This window comes from Sphingomonas sp. ABOLG (assembly GCF_003950435.1).
GTDB lineage: Bacteria > Pseudomonadota > Alphaproteobacteria > Sphingomonadales > Sphingomonadaceae > Sphingomonas > Sphingomonas panaciterrae.
Genome location: NZ_QQWW01000005.1, coordinates 247,704 through 269,400, shown reverse-complemented (window position 1 = coordinate 269,400; position 21,697 = coordinate 247,704). Strand labels below are relative to the sequence as shown.

At 68.1% G+C, this 21,697-nt stretch carries 18 protein-coding genes; 15 read left to right on the top strand and 3 right to left on the bottom strand.

Annotation, left to right across the window (positions count from 1 at the left end; all coding sequences use genetic code 11):
- Positions 1-15: 15 nt before the first annotated feature.
- Positions 16-972, bottom strand: coding sequence for a zinc-binding dehydrogenase (locus CA236_RS08425; protein WP_197075265.1), 957 nt, complete (start codon positions 970-972; stop codon positions 16-18).
- 76 nt (positions 973-1,048) lie between these two features.
- Here CA236_RS08425 and CA236_RS08420 point away from each other — a divergent pair, with 76 nt between their 5' ends.
- Entirely contained in the window at positions 1,049-1,537 is a 489-nt protein-coding gene (locus CA236_RS08420) for a DUF1003 domain-containing protein (protein WP_125945259.1), read from the top strand.
- A 6-nt stretch (positions 1,538-1,543) separates the two neighbouring features.
- On the opposite strand, the gene CA236_RS08415 is transcribed toward CA236_RS08420, so the two are convergent.
- Positions 1,544-2,137 (bottom strand): histidine phosphatase family protein, encoded by a 594-nt coding sequence (locus CA236_RS08415; protein WP_125945258.1) that lies wholly within the window; start codon positions 2,135-2,137, stop codon positions 1,544-1,546.
- A gap of 203 nt (positions 2,138-2,340) precedes the next feature.
- Here CA236_RS08415 and CA236_RS08410 point away from each other — a divergent pair, with 203 nt between their 5' ends.
- The 8 genes from CA236_RS08410 (at position 2,341) to CA236_RS08375 (ending at position 12,215) form a co-directional block, all read left to right on the top strand.
- Positions 2,341-3,456 carry an NAD-dependent epimerase/dehydratase family protein gene (locus CA236_RS08410; protein ID WP_125945257.1) on the top strand — a complete coding sequence of 372 codons (1,116 nt, stop codon included), beginning with the start codon at positions 2,341-2,343 and terminating at the stop codon, positions 3,454-3,456.
- Positions 3,453-4,538, top strand: coding sequence for an SDR family NAD(P)-dependent oxidoreductase (locus tag CA236_RS08405; RefSeq protein WP_125945256.1), 1,086 nt, complete (start codon positions 3,453-3,455; stop codon positions 4,536-4,538). The genes CA236_RS08410 and CA236_RS08405 overlap by 4 nt, the downstream gene beginning before the upstream one ends.
- Positions 4,535-5,671 (top strand): glycosyltransferase family 4 protein, encoded by a 1,137-nt coding sequence (locus CA236_RS08400; RefSeq protein WP_231621812.1) that lies wholly within the window; start codon positions 4,535-4,537, stop codon positions 5,669-5,671. The genes CA236_RS08405 and CA236_RS08400 overlap by 4 nt, the downstream gene beginning before the upstream one ends.
- On the top strand, positions 5,668-6,780 hold the full coding sequence (locus CA236_RS08395; RefSeq protein ID WP_125945255.1) for a glycosyltransferase: 1,113 nt from the start codon (positions 5,668-5,670) through the stop codon (positions 6,778-6,780). The genes CA236_RS08400 and CA236_RS08395 overlap by 4 nt, the downstream gene beginning before the upstream one ends.
- Positions 6,777-7,865 (top strand): glycosyltransferase, encoded by a 1,089-nt coding sequence (locus CA236_RS08390; protein ID WP_125945254.1) that lies wholly within the window; start codon positions 6,777-6,779, stop codon positions 7,863-7,865. The genes CA236_RS08395 and CA236_RS08390 overlap by 4 nt, the downstream gene beginning before the upstream one ends.
- Entirely contained in the window at positions 7,862-9,946 is a 2,085-nt protein-coding gene (locus CA236_RS19325) for an NAD-dependent epimerase/dehydratase family protein (protein ID WP_314472285.1), read from the top strand. The genes CA236_RS08390 and CA236_RS19325 overlap by 4 nt, the downstream gene beginning before the upstream one ends.
- Before the next feature lie 11 nt (positions 9,947-9,957).
- Complete coding sequence (locus tag CA236_RS18745) at positions 9,958-10,113, top strand: hypothetical protein (protein WP_164518895.1); 156 nt, start codon at positions 9,958-9,960, stop codon at positions 10,111-10,113.
- A gap of 149 nt (positions 10,114-10,262) precedes the next feature.
- Positions 10,263-12,215, top strand: coding sequence for a PAS domain-containing sensor histidine kinase (locus CA236_RS08375; RefSeq protein ID WP_206430532.1), 1,953 nt, complete (start codon positions 10,263-10,265; stop codon positions 12,213-12,215).
- Between the two features lie 19 nt (positions 12,216-12,234).
- Here CA236_RS08375 and CA236_RS08370 read toward each other — a convergent pair whose 3' ends face one another.
- A complete protein-coding gene (locus CA236_RS08370; protein ID WP_125945253.1) occupies positions 12,235-12,708 on the bottom strand; it encodes an Lrp/AsnC family transcriptional regulator in 474 nt (157 codons plus the stop codon).
- A 108-nt stretch (positions 12,709-12,816) separates the two neighbouring features.
- On the opposite strand from CA236_RS08370, the gene putA reads away from it, so the two are divergent.
- The 6 genes from putA (at position 12,817) to CA236_RS08340 (ending at position 21,685) form a co-directional block, all read left to right on the top strand.
- Complete coding sequence (putA, locus tag CA236_RS08365; RefSeq protein WP_125945252.1) at positions 12,817-16,428, top strand: trifunctional transcriptional regulator/proline dehydrogenase/L-glutamate gamma-semialdehyde dehydrogenase; 3,612 nt, start codon at positions 12,817-12,819, stop codon at positions 16,426-16,428.
- 156 nt (positions 16,429-16,584) lie between these two features.
- On the top strand, positions 16,585-17,016 hold the full coding sequence (gene rplK / locus CA236_RS08360; protein WP_046406429.1) for a 50S ribosomal protein L11: 432 nt from the start codon (positions 16,585-16,587) through the stop codon (positions 17,014-17,016).
- A 4-nt stretch (positions 17,017-17,020) separates the two neighbouring features.
- On the top strand, positions 17,021-17,713 hold the full coding sequence (gene rplA / locus CA236_RS08355; RefSeq protein WP_046406428.1) for a 50S ribosomal protein L1: 693 nt from the start codon (positions 17,021-17,023) through the stop codon (positions 17,711-17,713).
- 123 nt (positions 17,714-17,836) lie between these two features.
- Positions 17,837-19,432, top strand: a complete 1,596-nt coding sequence (locus CA236_RS08350) for an alpha-amylase family glycosyl hydrolase (RefSeq protein ID WP_125945251.1) — start codon at positions 17,837-17,839, stop codon at positions 19,430-19,432.
- Entirely contained in the window at positions 19,432-20,439 is a 1,008-nt protein-coding gene (locus CA236_RS08345; RefSeq protein WP_125945250.1) for a glycosyltransferase family 4 protein, read from the top strand. The genes CA236_RS08350 and CA236_RS08345 overlap by 1 nt, the downstream gene beginning before the upstream one ends.
- A 73-nt stretch (positions 20,440-20,512) precedes the next feature.
- Entirely contained in the window at positions 20,513-21,685 is a 1,173-nt protein-coding gene (locus CA236_RS08340) for an alpha-hydroxy-acid oxidizing protein (RefSeq protein WP_125945249.1), read from the top strand.
- Positions 21,686-21,697: the final 12 nt, after the last annotated feature.

The window sequence follows — 21,697 nt, the reverse complement described above, 5'->3', positions numbered from 1 at the left end:
TCCAGGCCTACGTAGTCACCCCAGGGTCACCAGCGCCTTCACGAATCCGCCCGGCTTGTCGCGAGTCGCGGCCAGCGCCTCATCGAGCTGATCGAGCGTGTACCGCCCGGTGTAGAGCGGCGTCGGATCAAGGCGCCCGCTTGCCACCAGATCGATCGCCTCGCGCAATCCGCGCAGCTGGACCGCCGGGTCACGCTCATGCGCGTTGACGACGTCGATCCCCTTCCAGTTCCAGTTCTGGACGTTCACTTGCCGCGGTCCGTCCTGGTGATAGCCGGCGATCACCAGCCGCCCGCCGAATCCGACGAGCTCGCCCGCCAGGTCGAGCGGCCATTGCTTGCCCACCGCCTCGATGACGCGCGGGCAGAAGGTGCCGCCGGTCAGTTGCCCGATCTGGCCGATGATCTTGTAGTGATCGATCATCGGCACGGTCACCTCGGCGCCGAAGCGGCGCGCAAGCTCCAGCGATTCGTCGCGGCGCGAGATCGCGATCACCCGCGCCCCTGCTTCGCTCGCCAGCCGGGTCAGGACCGCACCAAGGAACCCGATGCCGATGATCGCCACCCACTGCCCCGCCTCGATCTGCGACCGGCGGAAGATGTTGACCGCGCAGGCGATCGGCTCGCCGGGGAAAGGCTGCCCGTCGAGCGCCGACGGCAGTGGCACCACCTTCTCGACCGGCGCCACGTCATAAGCGGCAAAGGCGCGTTCGGAGAGCATCGCGACCCGCGTGCCGATCGCAATGTCGGCGCCGCTGCCCACCGCATCGACGACGCCCCACGCCTCATGGCCAAGGCCACCCGGCGCGCCCGGCCAGCTCGACCATTCCTGCCCCTCCCACGGCTCGACATTGGACGCGCACACGCCGCACCCCTCGATCCGCACGCGCACCTCGCCCGCGCCCGGCTGCGGCACGGGCACCTGCTCGACGCTGATCTTGCCGGGCGCCTGGAGCACCGCTGCCTGCATCATTTCCGTCACGATCCATTCCGCCTTTCGTTCGACCCTACGTGATCGATGTTGGTGTTCTTCGCCAGCCGACGCGCACATGACCCGCACGCTGCGCGAGAATATCGAGCGGCTGAACGCGCGGGCCGAGCAACAGGCGAGGAACGCGCCCCTGGGCGACCGGCTGGCCGACGCGATCACGCGCTTTGCCGGGTCGATGCGCTTCGTCGTGCTCCACGCCATCTTCTTTGGCAGCTGGATCGTCTGGAACCTCGGCTGGATCCCTGGCCTTGCGCCGTTCGACCCGACCTTTGTCGTGCTGGCGGTGGAGGCATCGGTCGAAGCGATCTTCCTGTCCACCTTCGTGCTCATCTCGCAGAACCGGATGGCGGCGGTGGCCGATCGGCGCCGTGACCTCGACCTCCACGTCTCCTTGCTCGCGGAACATGAACTGACCCGGCTGGCCGGAATGGTGGAGCGGATCGCGGTCAAGGTGGGCGCGGAAAGCGATCCCGAGATCGAGGAGATCAAGCGCGACATCTCGCCCGAGCAGGTGCTCGACTTCCTCGACAAGAAGGACAGCGACTAACGCCCGTCATCCGGCGTGGACGTTGAGCGCAAGCAGATGCCCGCCCCAGTCGCCCACCACCAGGCTGGTGATCGACCCCGGATCGACATCGAACGCCAGCATCCGGTCGAGCGATAGTCCCAGATAATGCGCGACGACGCCGCGGATGATGTCGGCATGCGAGACGCAGACGATCGCCCCCAGCCAGTCGGCCTGCGCCAATCCTGCGAGGTGCGTCACCGCGCGCGCCACGGCATCGGCCATCCGCTCGCCGCCCGGTGTCTGCCCCACGGCGCGCTGTTCATTCCAGCGCGCCCACTGCGGATCATCGGCCAGATCGGCAATCGCCTGCCCTGTCCAATCGCCGAAATCGAGCTCGTCCAGGGCATCCGCGACGAACGGCTGTCCCAGGCCGAAATGCTCCGCGATGACCGCCGCCGTCTCCATCGTGCGCCGCTGGGGGCTGGTCTCCACCCGCACCACGTCGGTCAGCCGCCGCGCCGCCCAGGCGGCCTGCTCGCGTCCGACCGGCGCAAGGCCGAGCGGACTGCCACGCCCGGTGAGCACGCGCCCTGCTTCGACATGGGCGCCGTGCCGCACCAGATGGATCGTCGCTGCCACCGCCCCCGTTTCAACCTTTGTTGAAGATGCGACCTGAACGGGCCGCGCCGGCCCCTGTTCCGCGCAAACCGATTAACCTGCGTCAACAAGTAGTTGAGGAAGCGAAATTAACGGGAACCAAGGGTAGATGAAGATGTTCAAGCTCCGGTGGGACCGCTCCTAAGCGGGCGAAAACTCAAAACAAAAATACAAAGCGGGGACCAATGAGCGAACATGTTCTCATCACGGGCGGCGCCGGTTTCATCGGCCGCTTCGTCACCGAAGAATTGCTCCGCCGCGGTCACCGTGTTCGTATCCTCGACAATCTGCTGCCGCAAGTCCACGGCGATGGCGGCCGCCCCGCAAACCTGTCGCCCGAAGCGGAACTGATCGTCGCGGATGTGCGCGATGGCGATGCGGTGGCGAAGGCGCTCGACGGGATCGACAGTGTCGTCCACCTCGCGGCCGAAGTCGGCGTTGGCCAGTCGATGTACGAGGTGGAACGCTACACCTCGGTCAATGACGTCGGCACGGCTGTGCTCTTCGAGCGGCTGATCGACAATCCCGTCCGCCGCGTCGTCACCGCCTCCTCGATGAGCATCTATGGCGAGGGGCTGTATCGCGACGCGGACGGCCATCTGGTGGAGGATGCCGCGCGCGGCATGATCCGCGATGGCCAGCGGCAATGGGATCCGACCGACGCGCACGGGCGCCCGCTCACCCCCGTCGCGACGCCCGAGACGAAGCGCCCGGCGCTCTCCTCGATCTACGCGCTCAACAAATATGTGCAGGAGCGCACCACCCACATCATGGGCGCGCCCTACGGCATCGAAAGCGTCTGCCTGCGGCTGTTCAACGTCTATGGCCCCGGCCAAGCGCTCTCCAACCCCTATACGGGCGTGCTCGCGATCTTCGCCTCGCGCCTGCTCAACAAGCAGCGCCCGATGGTGTTCGAGGATGGCGAGCAGCGCCGCGACTTCGTCCATGTCGGCGATGTGGCGCGCGCCTTTGCCGAGGCGCTGTTCCTGCCAGAGGCGGTAGGCGGCACGTTCAACGTCGGGTCAGGCAAGGACCGCTCCGTCACCGAAGTGGCCGAGGCGCTGGGCCGCGCTATGGGTCAGAATGACGCATCGCCGGAAATCGTCGGCAAGGCACGCGTCGGCGACATCCGCCACTGTTTCTGCGACACGTCGCTGGCGGAGCAGCAGCTCGGCTTCCGCGCCACCGCCGACTTCGAGACCGAGCTCGCCGTGCTGGCCGACTGGGTGGCGCAGCAGACCGCTGAGGACCGCGTCAGCCATGCGCGTGCCGAGCTCGAGAAGCGCGGGCTGGTCGCATGACCGCGGCTTCCCAGGGAGCGGACGGGCGCCCGATCCTGGTGACCGGCGGCGCGGGCTTCATCGGCAGCAATATCGCGCACCGGCTGGCCGGCGAAGGCCACCGCGTCATCGTCTATGACGCGCTCGTGCGCGAGGGCGTGAAGCGCAACCTCGAATGGCTGACGGCGAACCATGGCGAGCGGATCGACGTGCGGATCGCCGACATCCGCGACGAGGCGGCGATGACCGAGGCGGTTCAGGCGTCGCAGACGGTGTTCCACATGGCGGCGCAGGTCGCGGTGACCACCAGCCTCACCGATCCGCGCGCCGATTTCGCGATCAACATCGCGGGCACGTTGAACGTGCTGGAGGCCGCGCGCCTCGCGCCGCAGCCGCCGGCGGTGATCTTCGCCTCGACCAACAAGGTCTATGGCGATCTGGCCGACCTTGCCTTTGACGAAACCGCCAACGGCTACCAGCCGGTCGATCCGCTGGTGAACGCTTACGGCATTGGCGAGAAGCGCCCGCTCGATTTCCACACGCCCTATGGCTGCTCCAAGGGCGCGGCGGACCAATATGTCCTCGATTACGCGCGCAGCTACGGCATCCCCGCCGCCGTCCTGCGGATGAGCTGCATCTACGGCGAACGCCAGATGGGCACCGAGGATCAGGGATGGGTCGCGCACTTCCTGATCCGCGCGCTCGAGGGGCGCACGATCGACATCTATGGCGACGGCCATCAGGTTCGCGACATCCTGGAGGTGGGCGACGCAGTCGACGCCTATGTCGCGCTCTGGCAGCAGATCGACCGCCACACCGGCCAAGTCTTCAACCTGGGCGGCGGGCCCGACAATGCCGTCAGCCTGCGCAACGTGCTGGCGGAGATCGAGGCGGTTGTCGGCTACCCGGTCGACCTGCGCTTTGGTGATTGGCGCGCGGGCGACCAGCGTTATTTCGTCGCCGATCGCCGCGCGGTCGATGCCGCACTCGGCCTCGCGCGGCCCGCCGACTGGCGCACCGGCCTGCGCCGCCTTGCCAGCTGGCTCTCGGCCGAGCGCGGTCTTGCGCTGGGAAGCTCCCCTTCGCTCAAGGTGGCGGTGTGACTCACCGTCCGCGCCGTATCCTGATGACGGTCGATGCGGTGGGCGGCGTCTGGCGCTACGCCGTCGATCTCGCCGGCGCACTGGGCGACACTGGCATTGAGACGGTGCTTGCCGTGCTTGGCCCCGCGCCCTCGGAAACGCAGCGGGCGGAGGTCGCGGCGCTCCGCCGGGTCACCCTCGTGGAAACGGGGGAACCACTCGACTGGCTGACCGATGATGCCGTTGCCGTCCGCCACGCCGCGGCGACGATCGCGGCGCTGGCGATCCGCCACCGCGTCGATCTGCTCCATGTGAACCAGCCAGCCCTGATCCCCGGCCTCACCGGTGACCTTCCGGTCGTGGCGGTGGCGCATGGCTGCGTCTCGACCTGGTGGGAAGCCGCCCGCCCCGGCACGCCGCTCGACCCCGCCTTCGCCTGGCATCGCGCGCTCGTTGCCGACGGGCTGCGCCGCGCCGATTGCGTGGTCGCGCCGAGCGAGAGCTACGCCCACACGATCGCGCGCCATTACGGCCTTACCGCCGCGCCGATCGCCGTCCACAACGGCCGCACGCCGCCGTTGGTCGCGCCGGTCGCCACGCGGCATATCGCCTTCACCGCCGGCCGCCTGTGGGACGAGGTGAAGCGCACGCCGCTGCTTGATGCCGCCGCCGGCCGGCTCGCTGTCCCACTCTATGCCGCCGGTCCCACCCGCGCGCCGCATGGTGCCTCGGTCCCGGTCGAACATCTCCACCTGCTCGGCGAACTGACGCCGGACGGCATCGGCGCAATGCTGGCGGCACAGCCCGTCTTCGTCTCTGCCGCTTCGTTCGAACCGTTCGGGCTGGCGGTGCTGGAGGCGGCGCAGGCCGGCTGCCCGCTGATCCTGTCGGACATCGACACCTTCCGCGAGCTGTGGGACGGCGCGGCGCACTTCGTCGCCGGCGATGATCCCGCCGCCTGGGCCGATGCCATTGCCGAGGTAATGGGTGACGATGCCGAGCGCGCCCGCCTCGCCGATGCCGCGCTCGCCCGCGGCGCGCATTTCACCGTCGGCGCGACCGCAAAGGCGATGCGCGCCCTCTACACTGACGCACGAAGAGCCGCGGCCACCGGCGAGAACCCGGCCGGCACCAGCGAAAGGGTCGCCGCATGAAGATCATCTATTTCACCCACAGCTTGGCGTCCTGCTGGAACCACGGCAACGCCCATTTCCTGCGCGGGGTGCTGAGCGAGCTGGTCGCGCGCGGGCATGACGTGGTCGCCTATGAGCCAGAGGGCGCGTGGAGCCTCGCCAACCTCCTGGCCGACCATGGCGAGGCGGGGCTTGCGGCGTGGCGCGAACGCTATCCCGAGCTGAGCACGACCACCTACGATCCCGCGACCCCGGCCGACCAGCTTACCGACGGCGCCGATCTCGTCATCGTGCATGAGTGGAACGACCATGGCCTCGTCGCCGCGCTGGGCGATCAGCGCAAGCGCGGCGCGCACCACACCCTGCTGTTCCACGACACGCACCACCGCGCGGTGAGCGAGCCCGAGGCGATGCGCGCCTATGACCTCAGCGGCTATGACGGCGTCCTCGCGTTCGGCGAGACGCTGAGCGAGATCTACCGCGACTGGGGCTGGGGCAAGCGCGTCTGGACCTGGCATGAGGCGGCCGACCTGCGCCGCTTCCACCCGCCCGAGGTGGAGGGCGAGCGTTCCGGCCTCGTCTGGATCGGCAATTGGGGCGATGGCGAGCGTACCGAGGAACTGGAACGCTTCCTGTTCGCCCCGGCGCAGGGCGCGAAGCTGCCGCTCGACATCTATGGCGTGCGCTACCCGGCGGAGGCGCTGACCACGCTGGACCGCTACGGCGTGCGCTATCACGGCTGGGCGCCCAATGCGGCCGCGCCCGATATCTTCGCCCGGCATCTCGCCACCGTGCACGTGCCGCGGCGCTATTATGCCACCATCCTGCCCGGCATCCCCACGATCCGCGTGTTCGAAGCGCTGGCCTGCGGCATCCCGCTGGTGTCGGCACCGTGGGACGATGCGGAGGGGCTGTTCACCCCGTGGCGCGACTATCTCGTCGCCCGCGACGGCGCGGAAATGACTCGGCACCTCACCGCGCTGCGCGACGATGCTGGCCTGCGCCGCTCACTCGCCAGGCACGGCCTCGCCACGATCAAGGCACGCCACACCTGCGCGCATCGCGTCGACCAGCTGCTCGCCATCGTCGCCAGCCTGCGCTCGCCCGAACAGACGAAGGACGCCGCATGAAGATCGCCTTTTACGGCTCAAGCCTCCTGTCCTCCTATTGGAACGGCGCCGCGACCTATTATCGCGGCATCCTGAAGGCACTGGCGGCGCACGGTCACCAGATCACCTTCTATGAACCCGACGCCTTCGACCGGCAGTCGAACCGCGACATCGAACCGCCCGAATATGCGACCTCGATCGTCTATCCCGCGACGCAGGAGGGCCTGCGATCGGTCCTGGCCGAAGCGCACAAGGCCGATGTGGTGGTGAAGGCCAGCGGCGTCGGCGTGTTCGATGCGGAGCTGATCGCCGGCATCATCGACCATGCGCGCGCCGACGCGCTCAAGATCTTCTGGGATGTCGACGCCGCCGCAACGCTGGACGAGATCCGCGCCGATCCCGCCCACCCCGTCCGCGCCGCGCTGCCGCAGCTCGACATGGTGCTGACCTACGGCGGCGGCCCGCCGGTGGTCGAGGCGTATGAGGCGCTGGGCGCGGCGCGCTGCATCCCCGTCTACAACGCCGTCGATCCCGACACGCACCACCCGGTCGCGCCCGATGATCGCTTCGCCTGCGACCTCGCCTTCCTCGGCAACCGCCTGCCCGATCGCGAGGCGCGGGTGGAGCAATTCTTCCTCGCCGCCGCCGCCGCGCTGCCCGAACAAAGCTTCCTGATCGGTGGCAGCGGCTGGCACGACAAGCACATGCCGGCGAACGTCCGCCACCTCGGCCATGTCGGCACGGCGGACCACAACGCCTTCAACTGCACGCCCCGCGCGGTGCTCAACATCGCGCGCGATTCGATGGCGGCAGTCGGCTTCTCCCCCGCCACCCGCGTGTTCGAGGCGGCCGGTGCCGGCGCCTGCCTCATCACCGACTATTGGGAGGGGATCGAACAATTCCTGATCCCGGGCGAGGAAGTGCTGGTCGCCCGCACCGGACAGGACGTCGCCGATCTGCTGGCGGACCTCACCACCGAGCGCGCCCGCGCGATCGGCGAGGCGGCGCGCCGCCGCGTCCTGGCCGAACACACCTATGAGCTGCGCGCGCGGCAGGTCGACGATCTGCTGCGTGCCCATGCCGCCGCGGCGAAGGTGGCGGCATGAAGCTCGTCGTCCTTGGCCTCAGCCTCGGCTCCTCCTGGGGCAATGGCCACGCCACCACCTGGCGTGCGTTGCTGTCGGGGTTCGCCGAACGCGGCCACGACATCCAGTTCCTCGAGCGCACCGTGCCCTGGTATTCCGGCGACCGCCGCGACCTGACCGATCCCGATTTCTGCCGGCTCGATTATTATGCCGACCTCGCCGACCTCGCGACGTGGCGCGACGCGATTGCCGGGGCGGACGCGGTCATTGTCGGTTCCTACGTGCCGGAGGGCGTTTCGATCGCCCGCTACGTGCAGGCGACGGCCCGGGGCGTCACCGCCTTCTACGACATCGACACCCCCGTCACGCTGGCGAAGCTCGACCGCGGCGACCATGAATATCTCTCGCCCGAGGTGATCCCCGGCTTCGACCTGTACCTGTCCTTCACCGGCGGCCCGACGCTGGAGCGGATCGAGCGCCAATATGGCGCCAGGGCCGCCCGCGCGCTCTATTGCACCGTCGACGCGACCCGTTACCAGCCGCAGGACACGCCCAAGCGCTGGGCGCTCTCCTACCTCGGCACCTATAGCGACGATCGCCAGCCGACGCTGGAACGGCTGCTGATCGAACCGGCGCGCCGCCGCCCCGACCTTCAGTTCGCCGTCGCCGGGCCGCAATATCCCGACACGATCGACTGGCCGGCCAACGTCACCCGCATCGATCACCTGCCGCCGGCCGACCACCCGGCCTTCTACAGCCAGTCGCGCATGACGCTGAACGTCACGCGCGCGGACATGATCGCCGCCGGCTGGTCGCCCTCGGTCCGGCTGTTCGAGGCAGGCGCCTGTGGCACGCCGATCCTGTCCGATCGGTGGGAGGGCATCGACGATCTCTTCGTGCCCGGGCGTGAGATCATGCTCGCCGACACCACCGAACAGGCGCTCGCCGCGCTGGAACAGGATGCCGCCGCGCTCGGCCATGCTGCGCGTGATCGCGTGCTCGCCGCGCACACCGCGTCGCACCGCGCCGCCCAGCTCGAAGCCTACATCAACGACGCCACCCGCCCCCAACCCAGCCGGAGCAAGCCCCGCATGGACACCAACGACGCGCCCGTCACTCTGGTCGCCGGCGGTGCCGGCTTCATCGGCTCGCACCTGTGCCAGGCGCTGCTCGCGCGCGGCGAGCATGTCGTCTGCCTCGACAACCTTCAGACGTCGCGCGCGACCAACGTCGATGATCTGATCGGCCACCCGCGCTTCACCTTCGTCAAGGCGGACGTGATCGAGAAGCTGCCCGCGACGGTCACCGCGCTGACCCGGCGGATCACGCGCGTCTACAATCTCGCCTGCGCCGCCTCGCCGCCGCATTACCAAGCCGATCCCGAGCATACGATGCTGACCTGCGTCGTCGGCACCGATCACTTGCTGCGGCTGGCCGAGCAATCGGGCGCCCGCTTCCTCCTCACCTCCACCAGCGAGGTCTATGGCGATCCGGAGGTTCACCCCCAGCGCGAGGATTATCGCGGCGCGGTCAGCTGCACCGGCCCGCGCGCCTGCTATGACGAGGGCAAACGCGCTGCCGAAGCGATGGCGCTCGATTTCGCGCGGCTCGGCCGGGCGGACGTTCGCGTCGCGCGCATCTTCAACACCTATGGCCCGCGGATGCACCCCGACGATGGCCGCGTCGTCTCCAATTTCATCTGCCAGGCGCTCACCGGCGATACGATCACGGTATATGGCGACGGCAGCCAGACGCGCAGCTTCTGCTACGTCAGCGATCTGGTCGACGGGCTGATCCGCCTGATGGACAGCGAGACGGTCGGGTCGGAGCCGGTCAACCTGGGCAATCCGAATGAGATGACCGTATCCGACCTCGTGACGCGGATCGTGGCGCTGACTGGCACCACCGCGCAGGTCGACTATCATCCGCTGCCCGTCGACGATCCCCGCCGGCGCAAGCCGGACATCACCCGCGCCCAGACGATGCTGGGCTGGGCGCCGCTCGTCCCGCTGGAGGAAGGGCTGTCGCGCACCTGCACCTGGTTTGCCCAGGAGCTGCGCCAGGCGGATCGAATGCCGCTGCTGTCGGTTGCCGCCGAATAAGGAGAACAGCCATGGACAAGCGCGCAACGACTGAAACCAAGCGGCCCAACCTGTCGACCGAGCATCAGGACGAGGGGGACGCGATGCGGCCCTCCGACACGCTCGACAAGGGGCAGCCCAACGAACATACGATCAAGCGCAAGACATCGCTCACCCGCAACGAATAGCGCTGGGTCGCCGGGCGGACCAACATAGGTGAGGACAATCACCCGCCGCCCGGCCTTTTCCAGCCGAAAACAACGTTTTATCGTTGCTTTTCAATGCTTGCCCATTTCGATTGCGGAAACGACCGGGTGGTCATAGGTCTTTCGCGACAATGACCACCAATCCCACCCCACACCTGCTGGCGATGGAGACCGAACGCCGGTCCCAGCTGCTGCTGAACGCGGTGAAGGATTACGCCATATACCTGCTCGACACCGCAGGTTCCGTGGTCAGCTGGAACCCCGGGGCGGAGCGGTTCAAGGGCTACACCGCCGATGAGATCATCGGTGAGCATTTCTCGCGTTTCTACACGCCGGAGGACCGCGCCACCGGGCTTCCGATGCGCGCGCTTGAGACCGCGGCGGCGGAGGGAAAGTTCGAATCCGAAGGCTGGCGGCTGCGCAAGGACGGCACCCGCTTCTGGGCCAATGTCGTCATTGATCCGGTCCATGACGAAGACGGTACGCTGATCGGCTTTGCCAAGGTCACGCGCGACATCAGCGACAAGAAGGAGGCGGAACGCGCGCTGTTCCGCAGCGAGCAGCAATTCCGCCTGCTGGTGCAGGGCGTGCGCGATTACGCCATCTACATGCTCGATCCCGACGGCAATGTGTCGAGCTGGAACGCCGGGGCGCAGGCGATCAAGGGCTATACCGCCGAAGAGATCATCGGCACCCATTTCTCCCGCTTCTACATCCCGGCCGATCGCGACCGCGGCGAACCGGCCAAGGCGCTGCACACCGCGCTGATCCACGGCACCTTCGAGAAAGAGGCGCTGCGCCTGCGCAAGGACGGCACGACCTTCTGGGCGCATGTCGTCATCGATCCGATCTACGACGATGCCGGCGCACTCACCGGCTTCACCAAGATCACGCGCGACGTGACCGAGCGGCGCCGCGCGCAGGAGGAACTCGACACCGCGCGCGAGGCGCTGGCGCACAGCCAGAAGATGGAGGCGATCGGCCGGCTGACCGGCGGCGTGGCGCATGATTTCAACAATCTGCTCACCGTCATCCGCTCCTCGGCCGACCTGCTGCAACTCCCCAACCAGAGCGAGGAAAAACGGCAGCGCTATATCGCCGCCATCGCCGAGACGGCGGATCGCGCGGCGCAGCTCACCGGCCATCTGCTCGCCTTCGCCCGGCGCCAGCCGCTCGAACCCGAGACGTTCGCGGTCGGTGATCGCGTGCTCGGCCTCGAACGGCTGATCATCACCACCGTCGGCTCGCCGGTCCGGGTCGAGGTGGAGGTGGCGGACGACGCCGGCTGCGTCACCGCCGATCCCAACCAGTTCGAATCCGCGGTGCTCAACATCGCGATCAACGCGCGCGACGCGATGCCTGACGGCGGTGTGCTGCGGATCACCGCGCGCAACGTCACGCACGTTCCTTCCGTTCGCCGCCACGCCGCGGTCGATGGCGATTTCGTCGCCGTCGACATCAGCGACAGCGGCACCGGCATGGATGCCGAAACGCAGGGCCGCATTTTCGAGCCCTTCTTCACCACCAAGGCGGTCGGCCGCGGCACTGGGCTTGGCCTCAGCCAGGCCTATGGCTTCGCCAAACAATCGGGCGGCGAGATCAGCGTGCGCAGCACGCCCGGACACGGCAGCACCTTCACCATCTACCTGCCCCGCGCCGCCGCCGCGCCGACCGCGGAGCCGCTCACACCGGCGGTGCTTCGCCACGCGCTGCCGACGCAGCGGGTGCTGATGGTCGAGGATAATGAGGTGGTCGGCCGCTTCGCCCGCACCCTCCTGGAGGAACTGGGCCAGACGACGACCTGGGCGACCAACGGCGAATCCGCGCTTCGGCTGCTGGAGGAATCGAACGGCGGTTTCGATCTCGTCTTTACCGACGTGGTGATGCCCGGGATCAGCGGGATCGACCTTGCCAAGGAAGTGGAACGCCGCTGGCCGCATTGCCGCGTCGTGCTGACCAGCGGCTACAGCCACGTTCTGGCCGAGGAGGGGAACCACGGCTTCCCGCTGCTGCGCAAACCCTATTCGCTCGACAAGCTGATGAGCGTGCTGGGCGTCGCCCCGGCGGCAAAGCTCGCTTCCTGACCAGCGCGTCCGCCGCGCCTCACCCCCCGGCGTCGCGAATCGTTTCCATCACCACGAAGGTCGATGTGCTCGAGACATTGGGCAGCGTCGAGATACGCTCGCCCAGCACCGCGCGATAGCTGCGCATGTCGGCGGTGCGGACCTTCAGCAGATAATCGAAGTGGCTGGCGATCATATGGCATTCCTCCACCTCGGGAATAGCCAGCACGCCCTGCCGGAATTCCTCCAGCGCCGCCTCGCGCGTGTCGGACAGCTTCACCTCGGTAAAGGCGACATGCCCCTGACCCAGCCGCGCCGGGTCGATCACCGCCCGAAAGCCGCGGATGATCCCGCGATCGGTCAGCCGCTTCAGCCGCACCTGGCACGGCGTCTTGGACAGCCCGACGCGCTTCGCCAGCTCGGTGACCGACAGCCGCCCGTCGGCGCGCAGGATCTGGATGATCTTTCGGTCGAACGGGTCGAGTTCTTCCGGATCAAAGGGCGAAACGTCCATCCACAGCCTCAATGACAAGCCAAAGCGTCTGAGACAGGCCATATCATAAGTCGGATCGCCCGGACGAGCCTCACTATATAGCGGCCATCAACTTTCCGGACTGAGACCATGGCCGATCTCCCCCCGCTGTTCGCCGATTTTTCCCCGCCGGTCCGCGCCGCGACGCCGCTGCGCGCCGCGATCACCGCCGCCACCCGCCTCCCCGAGCCGGAGGCGCTGGCCCCCCTCCTCGACGAAGCGACGCTGCCGGAGGAGACAAAGGCCAGGGCGCTCGCGACCGCGACCAAGCTGATCACGGCACTGCGTGCGAAGCACAAGGGCACCGGCGTCGAGGGTCTGGTGCAGGAATATGCCCTTTCCAGCCAGGAGGGCGTGGCCTTGATGTGCCTCGCCGAGGCGCTGCTGCGCATCCCGGATGACGACACGCGCGACGCGCTGATCCGCGACAAGATCGCTGGCGGCGATTGGCGCAGCCACATCGGCGACGGCCGCTCGCTATTCGTCAACGCCGCCACCTGGGGCCTGGTGGTGACGGGCAAGCTTACCAACAGCGTCAACGACCGCGGCCTCGCCGCCGCGCTTACCCGCCTGATCGCGCGGGCCGGAGAACCCGTCATCCGCCGCGGCGTCGACATGGCGATGCGCATGATGGGCGAACAGTTCGTCACTGGCGAGACGATCGACGAGGCGCTGAAGCGCGCCCGCCCGCTGGAGGCGCGCGGCTTCGGCTACAGCTACGACATGCTGGGCGAGGCCGCGACCACCGCCGCCGATGCCGACCGCTATTACCGCGACTATGAAACGGCGGTGCATGCCATCGGCAAGGCGTCCGCCGGCCGCGGCATCTACGCCGGCCCCGGAATCTCGATCAAGCTGTCCGCCCTCCACCCCCGCTACGCCCGCGCCCAGGCCGACCGCGTCATGGGCGAGCTGCTGCCCAGGGTCCGCGCGCTCGCGCTGATCGCCAAGGGCTATGACATCGGCTTCAACATCGACGCGGAGGAGGCCGACCGCCTCGAACTCTCGCTCGACCTTCTCGAAAGCCTCGCGCTAGACCCCGCGCTGGCGGGGTGGAACGGCCTCGGCTTCGTCATCCAGGCCTATGGCAAGCGCGGCCCCTTCGTCATCGACTGGATTGTCGACCTCGCCCGCCGCGCCGACCGCCGCATCATGGTCCGTCTGGTCAAGGGCGCTTATTGGGATGCCGAGATCAAGCGCGCGCAGGTCGACGGCCAGTCGGACTTCCCCGTCTACACGCGCAAGATCCACACCGACATCTCGTACCTCGCCTGCGCCCGCCGCCTGCTCGCGAACCGCGACGCGGTGTTCCCGCAATTCGCCACCCACAATGCGCAGACGCTGGCGACCGTCCACGCCATGGCCGGCCCCGACTTCACCATCGGCGATTACGAATTCCAGTGCCTCCACGGCATGGGCGAGCCGCTGTATGACGAGGTGGTCGGCGCGGATAAGCTCAACCGCCCCTGCCGCATCTACGCCCCGGTCGGCACGCACGAGACATTGCTCGCCTATCTCGTCCGCCGCCTGTTGGAGAACGGCGCCAACAGCTCGTTCGTGAACCGCATCGCCGATCCCGAAGTCTCCATCGCCGATCTCGTCGCCGATCCGGTCGCGATCGTCCGCGCGGCCGACACGCCGGGGCAGAAGCACGCCGCGATCGCGCTCCCGGCCGATCTCTACCCCCGCCGCCGCAATTCGGACGGCCTCGACCTCACCGACGAGCGCACGCTCGCCGCATTGGCCGCGACGTTGCAGGCCGGCGCCCACAGCAACTGGCGCGCCGCCCCCAATGATGGGCAGGGCACCCCCCGCCCCGTGCTGAACCCCGCCGACCACCGCGACACCGTCGGCACCGTCGTCGAGGCAAGCCCCGAGCAGGCATCGGCCGCCGCGCGCACCGCAGCCGCCGCCGCCCAGTCATGGGCCGCCACCTCCCCGGCCGACCGCGCCGCCATCCTCGATCGCGCCGCCGACACGATGCAGGCGCGCATGGCCGAGCTGATCGGCCTGACCGTGCGCGAGGCCGGCAAGTCCGTCCCCAACGCCATCGGCGAGGTGCGCGAGGCGATCGACTTCCTGCGCTATTATGCCGATCAGGCGCGGCGCGGCTTCGGCCCCGCGCACCAGCCGCTCGGCACCGTCACCTGCATCAGCCCGTGGAATTTCCCGCTGGCGATCTTCACCGGGCAGGTCGCCGCCGCGCTCGTCGCGGGCAACGCCGTGCTGGCGAAGCCGGCCGAGGAAACCCCGCTGATCGCCGCGCAGGGCGTCGCGATCCTCCACGCGGCCGGCGTCCCCGCCGACGCGCTTCAGCTCGTCCCCGGTGACGGATCGATCGGCGCCGCCCTCGTCGCCGCGCCCGAGACGGCCGCAGTGATGTTCACCGGCTCGACCGAGGTCGCCCGCCTCATCCAGCGCGAACTCGCCACCCGCGTCTCAGCGGATGGCGCGCCGATCCCGCTCATCGCCGAGACGGGCGGCCAGAACGCCATGATCGTCGACAGCTCCGCGCTCGCCGAACAGGTGGTGGCGGACGTCATCGCCTCCGCCTTCGACAGCGCCGGCCAGCGTTGCTCGGCGCTGCGCATCCTGTGCCTGCAGGAGGAGGTCGCCGACCGGATCCTCACCATGCTGCGCGGCGCGCTGCAGGAGCTGCGCATCGGCCGTACCGATCGGCTGGCGGTCGACATCGGCCCGGTCATCACCGCCGAGGCGCAAGGCAACATCACCCGTCACATCGCCGCGATGCGCGACCGCGGCCACAAGGTCGATTCGCTCCCGCTCGGGGAGGCGACCACGCACGGCACCTTCGTCGCCCCGACGATCATCGAGCTACCCGATATTGCCGAGCTTCAGCGCGAGGTATTCGGCCCGGTTCTCCACGTCATCCGCTACAAGCGCAGCGGGCTCGACGCGCTGATCGACCGAATCAACGCCACCGGCTATGGCCTGACCTTCGGCCTCCACACCCGCCTCGACGAGACGATCGCCCATGTCACCGCGCGGGTGAAGGCGGGCAATCTCTACATCAACCGCAACGTCATCGGCGCCATCGTCGGCGTCCAGCCCTTCGGCGGCCGCGGCCTGTCGGGCACCGGGCCCAAGGCGGGCGGCCCGCTCTATCTCGGCCGGCTGGTGCGCGGCGCGATCGAGGCGCCCGCCGGCACGTCGACGGCAGCCGATGCCGCCACCCGCGACCTCGCGCTCTGGCTGGAACAGCGCGGCGACGAACCCGCCGCCACCCGCGCCCGCGACATTGCCGCCGCCTCCCCGCTCGGCCTTGAGGCGGAGCTCGACGGCCCGGTGGGGGAGCGCAACCTCTACGCCCTCCACCCGCGCGGCCGGATCCTGCTGCTGCCTGAAACCAGCGCCGGGCTGATGGCGCAGCTCGCCGCCGCGCTCGCTACCGGCAACGACCTCGTGGTCGACGCCGCTTTCCGGGCCGATCTGCCGGCCCCGATCGCCGCCCGCGTCCGCTGGACCAGCGACTGGTCCAACGACGGCCCCTATGCCGGCGCGCTGATCGAGGGCGACGCCGCGCGCGTGCGCGACCTGCAACAGCGAATCGCCGCGCTCGACGGTCCCATCGTGCTGACGCAGGCGAACGACTATCGCCTCGAATGGCTGGTCGAGGAGGTGTCCACCTCGATCAACACCACCGCGGCCGGCGGCAACGCCAGCCTGATGGCGATGACCTGAGCCGCGGCATCAACCACACGCATGGCGGGGCCGCGCGGGACTGGATTTTCCCGCGCGACCCCGCTATGCGCGCGCTCTTCCAGGTAAATCGCTGGAACGCTTGCGGGAGGGTGCGGCAACGCGCCCGCGACGACCGCTAAACTTAAAGAGAGTGACATGGCGAAGAAAATCACAGGCTATATCAAGCTGCAGGTGCCTGCCGGCGCTGCAAACCCGTCGCCGCCGATCGGCCCGGCGCTGGGTCAGCGCGGCGTGAACATCATGGAATTCTGCAAGGCGTTCAACGCGCAGACCGCTGACATGGAAAAGGGTTCGCCCCTCCCCACCGTCATCACCGTCTACGCCGACCGCTCGTTCAGCTTCGAGACGAAGACGCCGCCGGCGACCTTCCTCATCAAGAAGGCGCTGAACCTGAAGTCGGGCTCGAAGGAGCCGGGCAAGACCAGCGCGGGAACCATCAAGCGCTCGCAGCTCGCCGAGATCGCACAGGCCAAGATGAAGGACCTGAACGCGAACGACATCGACGCAGCAACGAAGATCATCGAAGGCTCCGCTCGCGCGATGGGCCTCCAGGTTGTGGAGGGTTAATCCCATGGCGAAGCTCACGAAGAAGCAGAAGGCGATCACGATCGACCGCGAGAAGCTGCACGGCGTCGACGAGGCGATCAGCCTCGCCAAGTCGGGTGCGACCTCCAAGTTCGACGAGACGATCGAAGTCGCGCTGAACCTCGGCGTCGATCCGCGTCACGCTGACCAGATGGTCCGCGGCGTCGTCACGCTGCCCAAGGGCACCGGCAAGACCGTTCGCGTCGGCGTGTTCGCCCGCGGCGCAAAGGCTGAAGAGGCACTGGCTGCCGGCGCCGACGTCGTCGGTGCGGAAGACCTGATGGAAACCATCCAGGGCGGCAAGATCGACTTCGATCGCTGCATCGCGACCCCGGACATGATGGGCATCGTCGGCCGTCTCGGTAAGGTTCTGGGTCCCAAGGGCCTGATGCCGAACCCGAAGCTCGGCACCGTGACGATGAACGTCGCCGAGGCGGTGAAGGCTGCCAAGGGCGGCCAGGTCGAATATCGCGTCGAAAAGGCCGGTATCATCCACTCGGGCATCGGCAAGGCAAGCTTCCCGGCCGAGGACCTGCGCGCGAACTTCGACGCGCTGGTCGACGCGGTGGTCAAGGCCAAGCCGGCCGGCGCCAAGGGCAAGTACGTCCGCAAGGTCGCGATCTCCAGCACCATGGGTGCGGGCATCAAGATCGACGTGGCGGAAGTCGCTTCGGCCTGATCCGACGTTTCAGTTAGCGTAACGAAGAAGGCCGGGGGGCAACCTCCGGCCTTTTTTGTTGCCCGCTGCCGCCGGCGGCATGGCCCGCGTGAACCCATCCGTTGCCGAGGCGTTACGAACCGCATGAGCGAGGGCACCATCGCTGCGCCCTGGTGGAAGCGCGGCGTCATCTATCAGGTCTATCCACGCTCCTTCGCGGACAGCGATGGCGACGGCATCGGCGACCTTGCCGGGATCGAGGCGCATCTCGATCATATCGCCTCGCTCGGCGTCGACGCGATCTGGCTCTCGCCGATCTTTCCCTCGCCAATGACCGACTTCGGCTATGACGTCGCCGATTACACCGGCGTAGAGCCAATGTTCGGCGACCTCGCCGCCTTCGACCGCCTGCTCGCCGCGGTCCATGCGCGCGGGCTGAAGCTGCTGCTCGATTTCGTCCCCAACCATTCCTCGACCCAGCACCCCTGGTTCGTCGAAAGCCGCGCCAGCCGTGATAATCCGAAACGGGACTGGTACATCTGGCGCGATCCCGCGCCGGGCGGCGGCCCGCCCAACAACTGGATCAGCGACATGGGCGGCCCGGCGTGGGAGCTCGATCCCAAGACCGGCCAATATTATCTCCACACCTTCCTGAAGGAGCAGGCCGACCTCAACTGGCGCAATCCTGAGGTCGTGGCGGCGATGACCGACGTGCTGCGCTTCTGGCTCGACCGCGGCGTAGACGGCTTCCGCATCGACGTGTTGTGGCACATCGTGAAGGCGCAAGGCCTGCCGGACAATCCGCCCAACCCCGACTGGCGCGAAGGGATGGCGGAGAAGCTGCGCCTCATTCAGCTGAACTCGACCGACCAGCCCGAGGCTTATGACTTGGCCCGCCAGTTCCGGGAGCTTGCCGACAGCTATGGCGAGACCTTGCTGGTGGGGGAGATCTTCCTGCCGCTCGATCGCCTGATGCGCTGGTACGGCCCGGCGGATCAGCCCTACGTACAATTGCCCTTCAATTTCGAGCTGATCGAAAACCCCTGGGATCGCGACACGCTGGCCGCGCTGATCGCCAGCTATGATGCCGCCATTCCCGAACATGGCTGGCCCAATTGGGTGATCGGCAGCCACGATGCGCCGCGCATCGCTGCGCGCGTCGGGGAGCGCCAAGCCCGTGTCGCCGCCATGCTGCTGCTCACGCTGCGCGGCACCCCGACACTCTATCAGGGCGATGAAATCGGCATCGGAAAGGTCGATATCCCGCCCGACCGGATCCGCGACCCGCAGGACCTGCGCCAGCCCGGCATGGGTCTCGGCCGCGACCGCTCGCGCACGCCGATGGCCTGGGATGGCTCGCCCAACGCCGGCTTTTCCACCGCCGAGCCGTGGCTGCCGCTCCACCCCGACTGGCGCACCCGCAATGTCGCGGCGCAGGAGGCGGACCCCGCCTCGATGCTCTGGCTCTACCGCCGCCTCCTCGCCGCGCGCCGCGCCAGCCCCGCGCTGTCACTGGGCAGCATGACGCTGCACGCCGCGCCGCCCGACGTGCTCGCCTATGAGCGCCGCCATGGCGACGAGCGGCTGCTGGTCGTCCTCAATCTCGGCAGCACAGCGCGCGACGTGGCGCTGCCCGATGCCACCCGCCCCGGCCGGATCATCGTCGCCACCGGCACGCGGGCAACCTTCGACGGCACGATCGATGCCGATGAAGCCTATGTCGTGGAGCTACTCGCCTGATGCGCATTGCCATGTTGTCGTCGATCTCCTGGCCGACGCCGCCGACCGGCTATGGCCCGTGGGAATTGGTGACCAGCCTCTTGACCGAGGCACTGGTCGCGCGCGGCGTCGACGTCACGCTTTTCGCCACGCAGAATTCGCGCACCGCCGGCAAATTGGAAGGCGTCGCCCCGCGCGGCTATTCGGAGCCACCGCACCTCGACGCCAAGGTGTGGGAGGCGATGCACATCGCGCATTGCATCGAGCGCGCGGGCGATTTCGACCTCATCCACAACCAGGCCGATTTCATGCCGCTCGCCTGGTCGCGCCTGATCGACACGCCGATGCTGACGACGATCCACGGCTTTTCCTCCGAACGGATCGTGCCGGTGTACCAGCGCTATGACGATCACGTGCATTACGTCTCGATCAGCGACGCGGATCGCCACCCCTCATTGCGCTATGCCGCGACGATCCATCACGGCATCCCCTTGGGCGATTTTCCCTTTGACCATGCTGGTGGCCAGGACCTGCTCTTTTTCGGCCGAATTCATCCGGATAAAGGCCCCCACGCCGCCATTGCCGCGGCAAAGGCGGCCGGCAGGCGGCTGGTCATGGCGGGCCTCGTGCAGGACCAGGGGTATCACGAACGCGACGTCGCGCCGCACATCGACAACGACCGCGTCGTCTTCCGCGGCGTCGTCGGCGGCGAAGAACGCACCCGCGCCTTGGGCCAGGCCAGCGCCCTCCTCCACCTCATCGGCTTCGACGAACCCTTCGGCCTCTCGGTGGTGGAGGCGATGGCCTGCGGCACCCCCGTCATCGCCTACAATCGCGGCTCGATGCCCGAGCTGATCGAACATGGCGTCACCGGATTCCTCGTCGACACGCTGGACGAGGCGGTCGCCGCGATCGAGCGCGTGGGGGAGATCGACCGCGCCACCTGCCGCGCCCGCGTCGCCGAACGGTTCAGCGTCGAGCGCATGGCGGACGATTACATCGGGCTATATCAACAGCTTATCGGCTGATCGCATTTCTCACCGCAGGACGTGACAAGGCTTCTCCCGCCCGCGACAATGCGCGCAAAGGAGAGCGTACCCCATGCCGCATTACGGCGACTTGCAGACCCAGATCTATGGCGCCGGCCTTTCCGGCATCGTCCCCACCTACCCGGTCGATTTCGCGACGCTGGAAAAACGCGCGCAGTCCGCGCTGCCGCCGCATGTGCTGACCTATGTCCAGGGCGGCTGTGGCGACGAATATACCCAGGACGAGAACGCCCGCGCCTTCCGCCACTGGGGCATGGTGCCGCGGATGATGGTCGACGCGACGCACCGCGACCTGTCGGTCGATCTGTTCGGGCTGAAGCTGCCTTCGCCTTTGTTCATGGCCCCGATCGGCGTCACCGGCATGATGACGCAGGACCAGCATGGCGATGTGGCCGCGGCGCAGGCCTCGGCGATGACCGGCGTTCCGCTGACCGCCTCAACCCTCTCGAACGATCCGCTGGAGGACGTGAAGGCCGCCTGCGGCGAGACCCCGGCGTTCTTCCAGCTCTACACGCCGCGCGACAAGGAACTGGCCGAAAGCCTCGTCTCCCGCGCGGAAAACGCCGGCTACAAGGCGATCGTCGTCACGCTCGACACCTGGGTGACTGGCTGGCGGCCGCGCGATCTCAACCCGTCCAACTTCCCGCAGCTGCGCGGCCATGTGCTGCAGAATTACTTCGTCGACCCTCGCTTCCGCCAGATGCTGGGCGGCAGGGCACCGGAGGAGGATCTGCGCACCGCGATCGGCACCTGGGGCGCGACGTTCGGCAAGGTGCTGACGTGGGACGACATGGCTTGGCTGAAATCGATCACCAAGCTGCCGATCGTGCTGAAGGGGATCTGCCATCCGGACGACGCGCGCCGTGCGATCGATACCGGCGCGGATGGCATCTACGTTTCCAACCACGGCGGACGGCAGGCGAACGGCGGGATCGCGGCGATCGACATGCTGCCGGAAGTGGCTGACGCGGTGGCGGGGCGCGTGCCGGTGCTGTTCGATTCGGGTATCCGGTCGGGCACCGACGTGGTGAAGGCCATCGCCTTGGGCGCGGATGCGGTGGGCGTTGGCCGGCCCTATTCCTACGGCCTGGCACTGGGCGGTGCGCCGGGCTGCGCGCACGTACTGAAATGCATCCTCGCCGAGGCGGACCTGCTGATGGCGGTCAACGGCTGGCCGACGCTGAAGGCGGTGCGTGAGGCGGGGGCAATCCGCACCGATCGCTAGCAACGGGAAAGG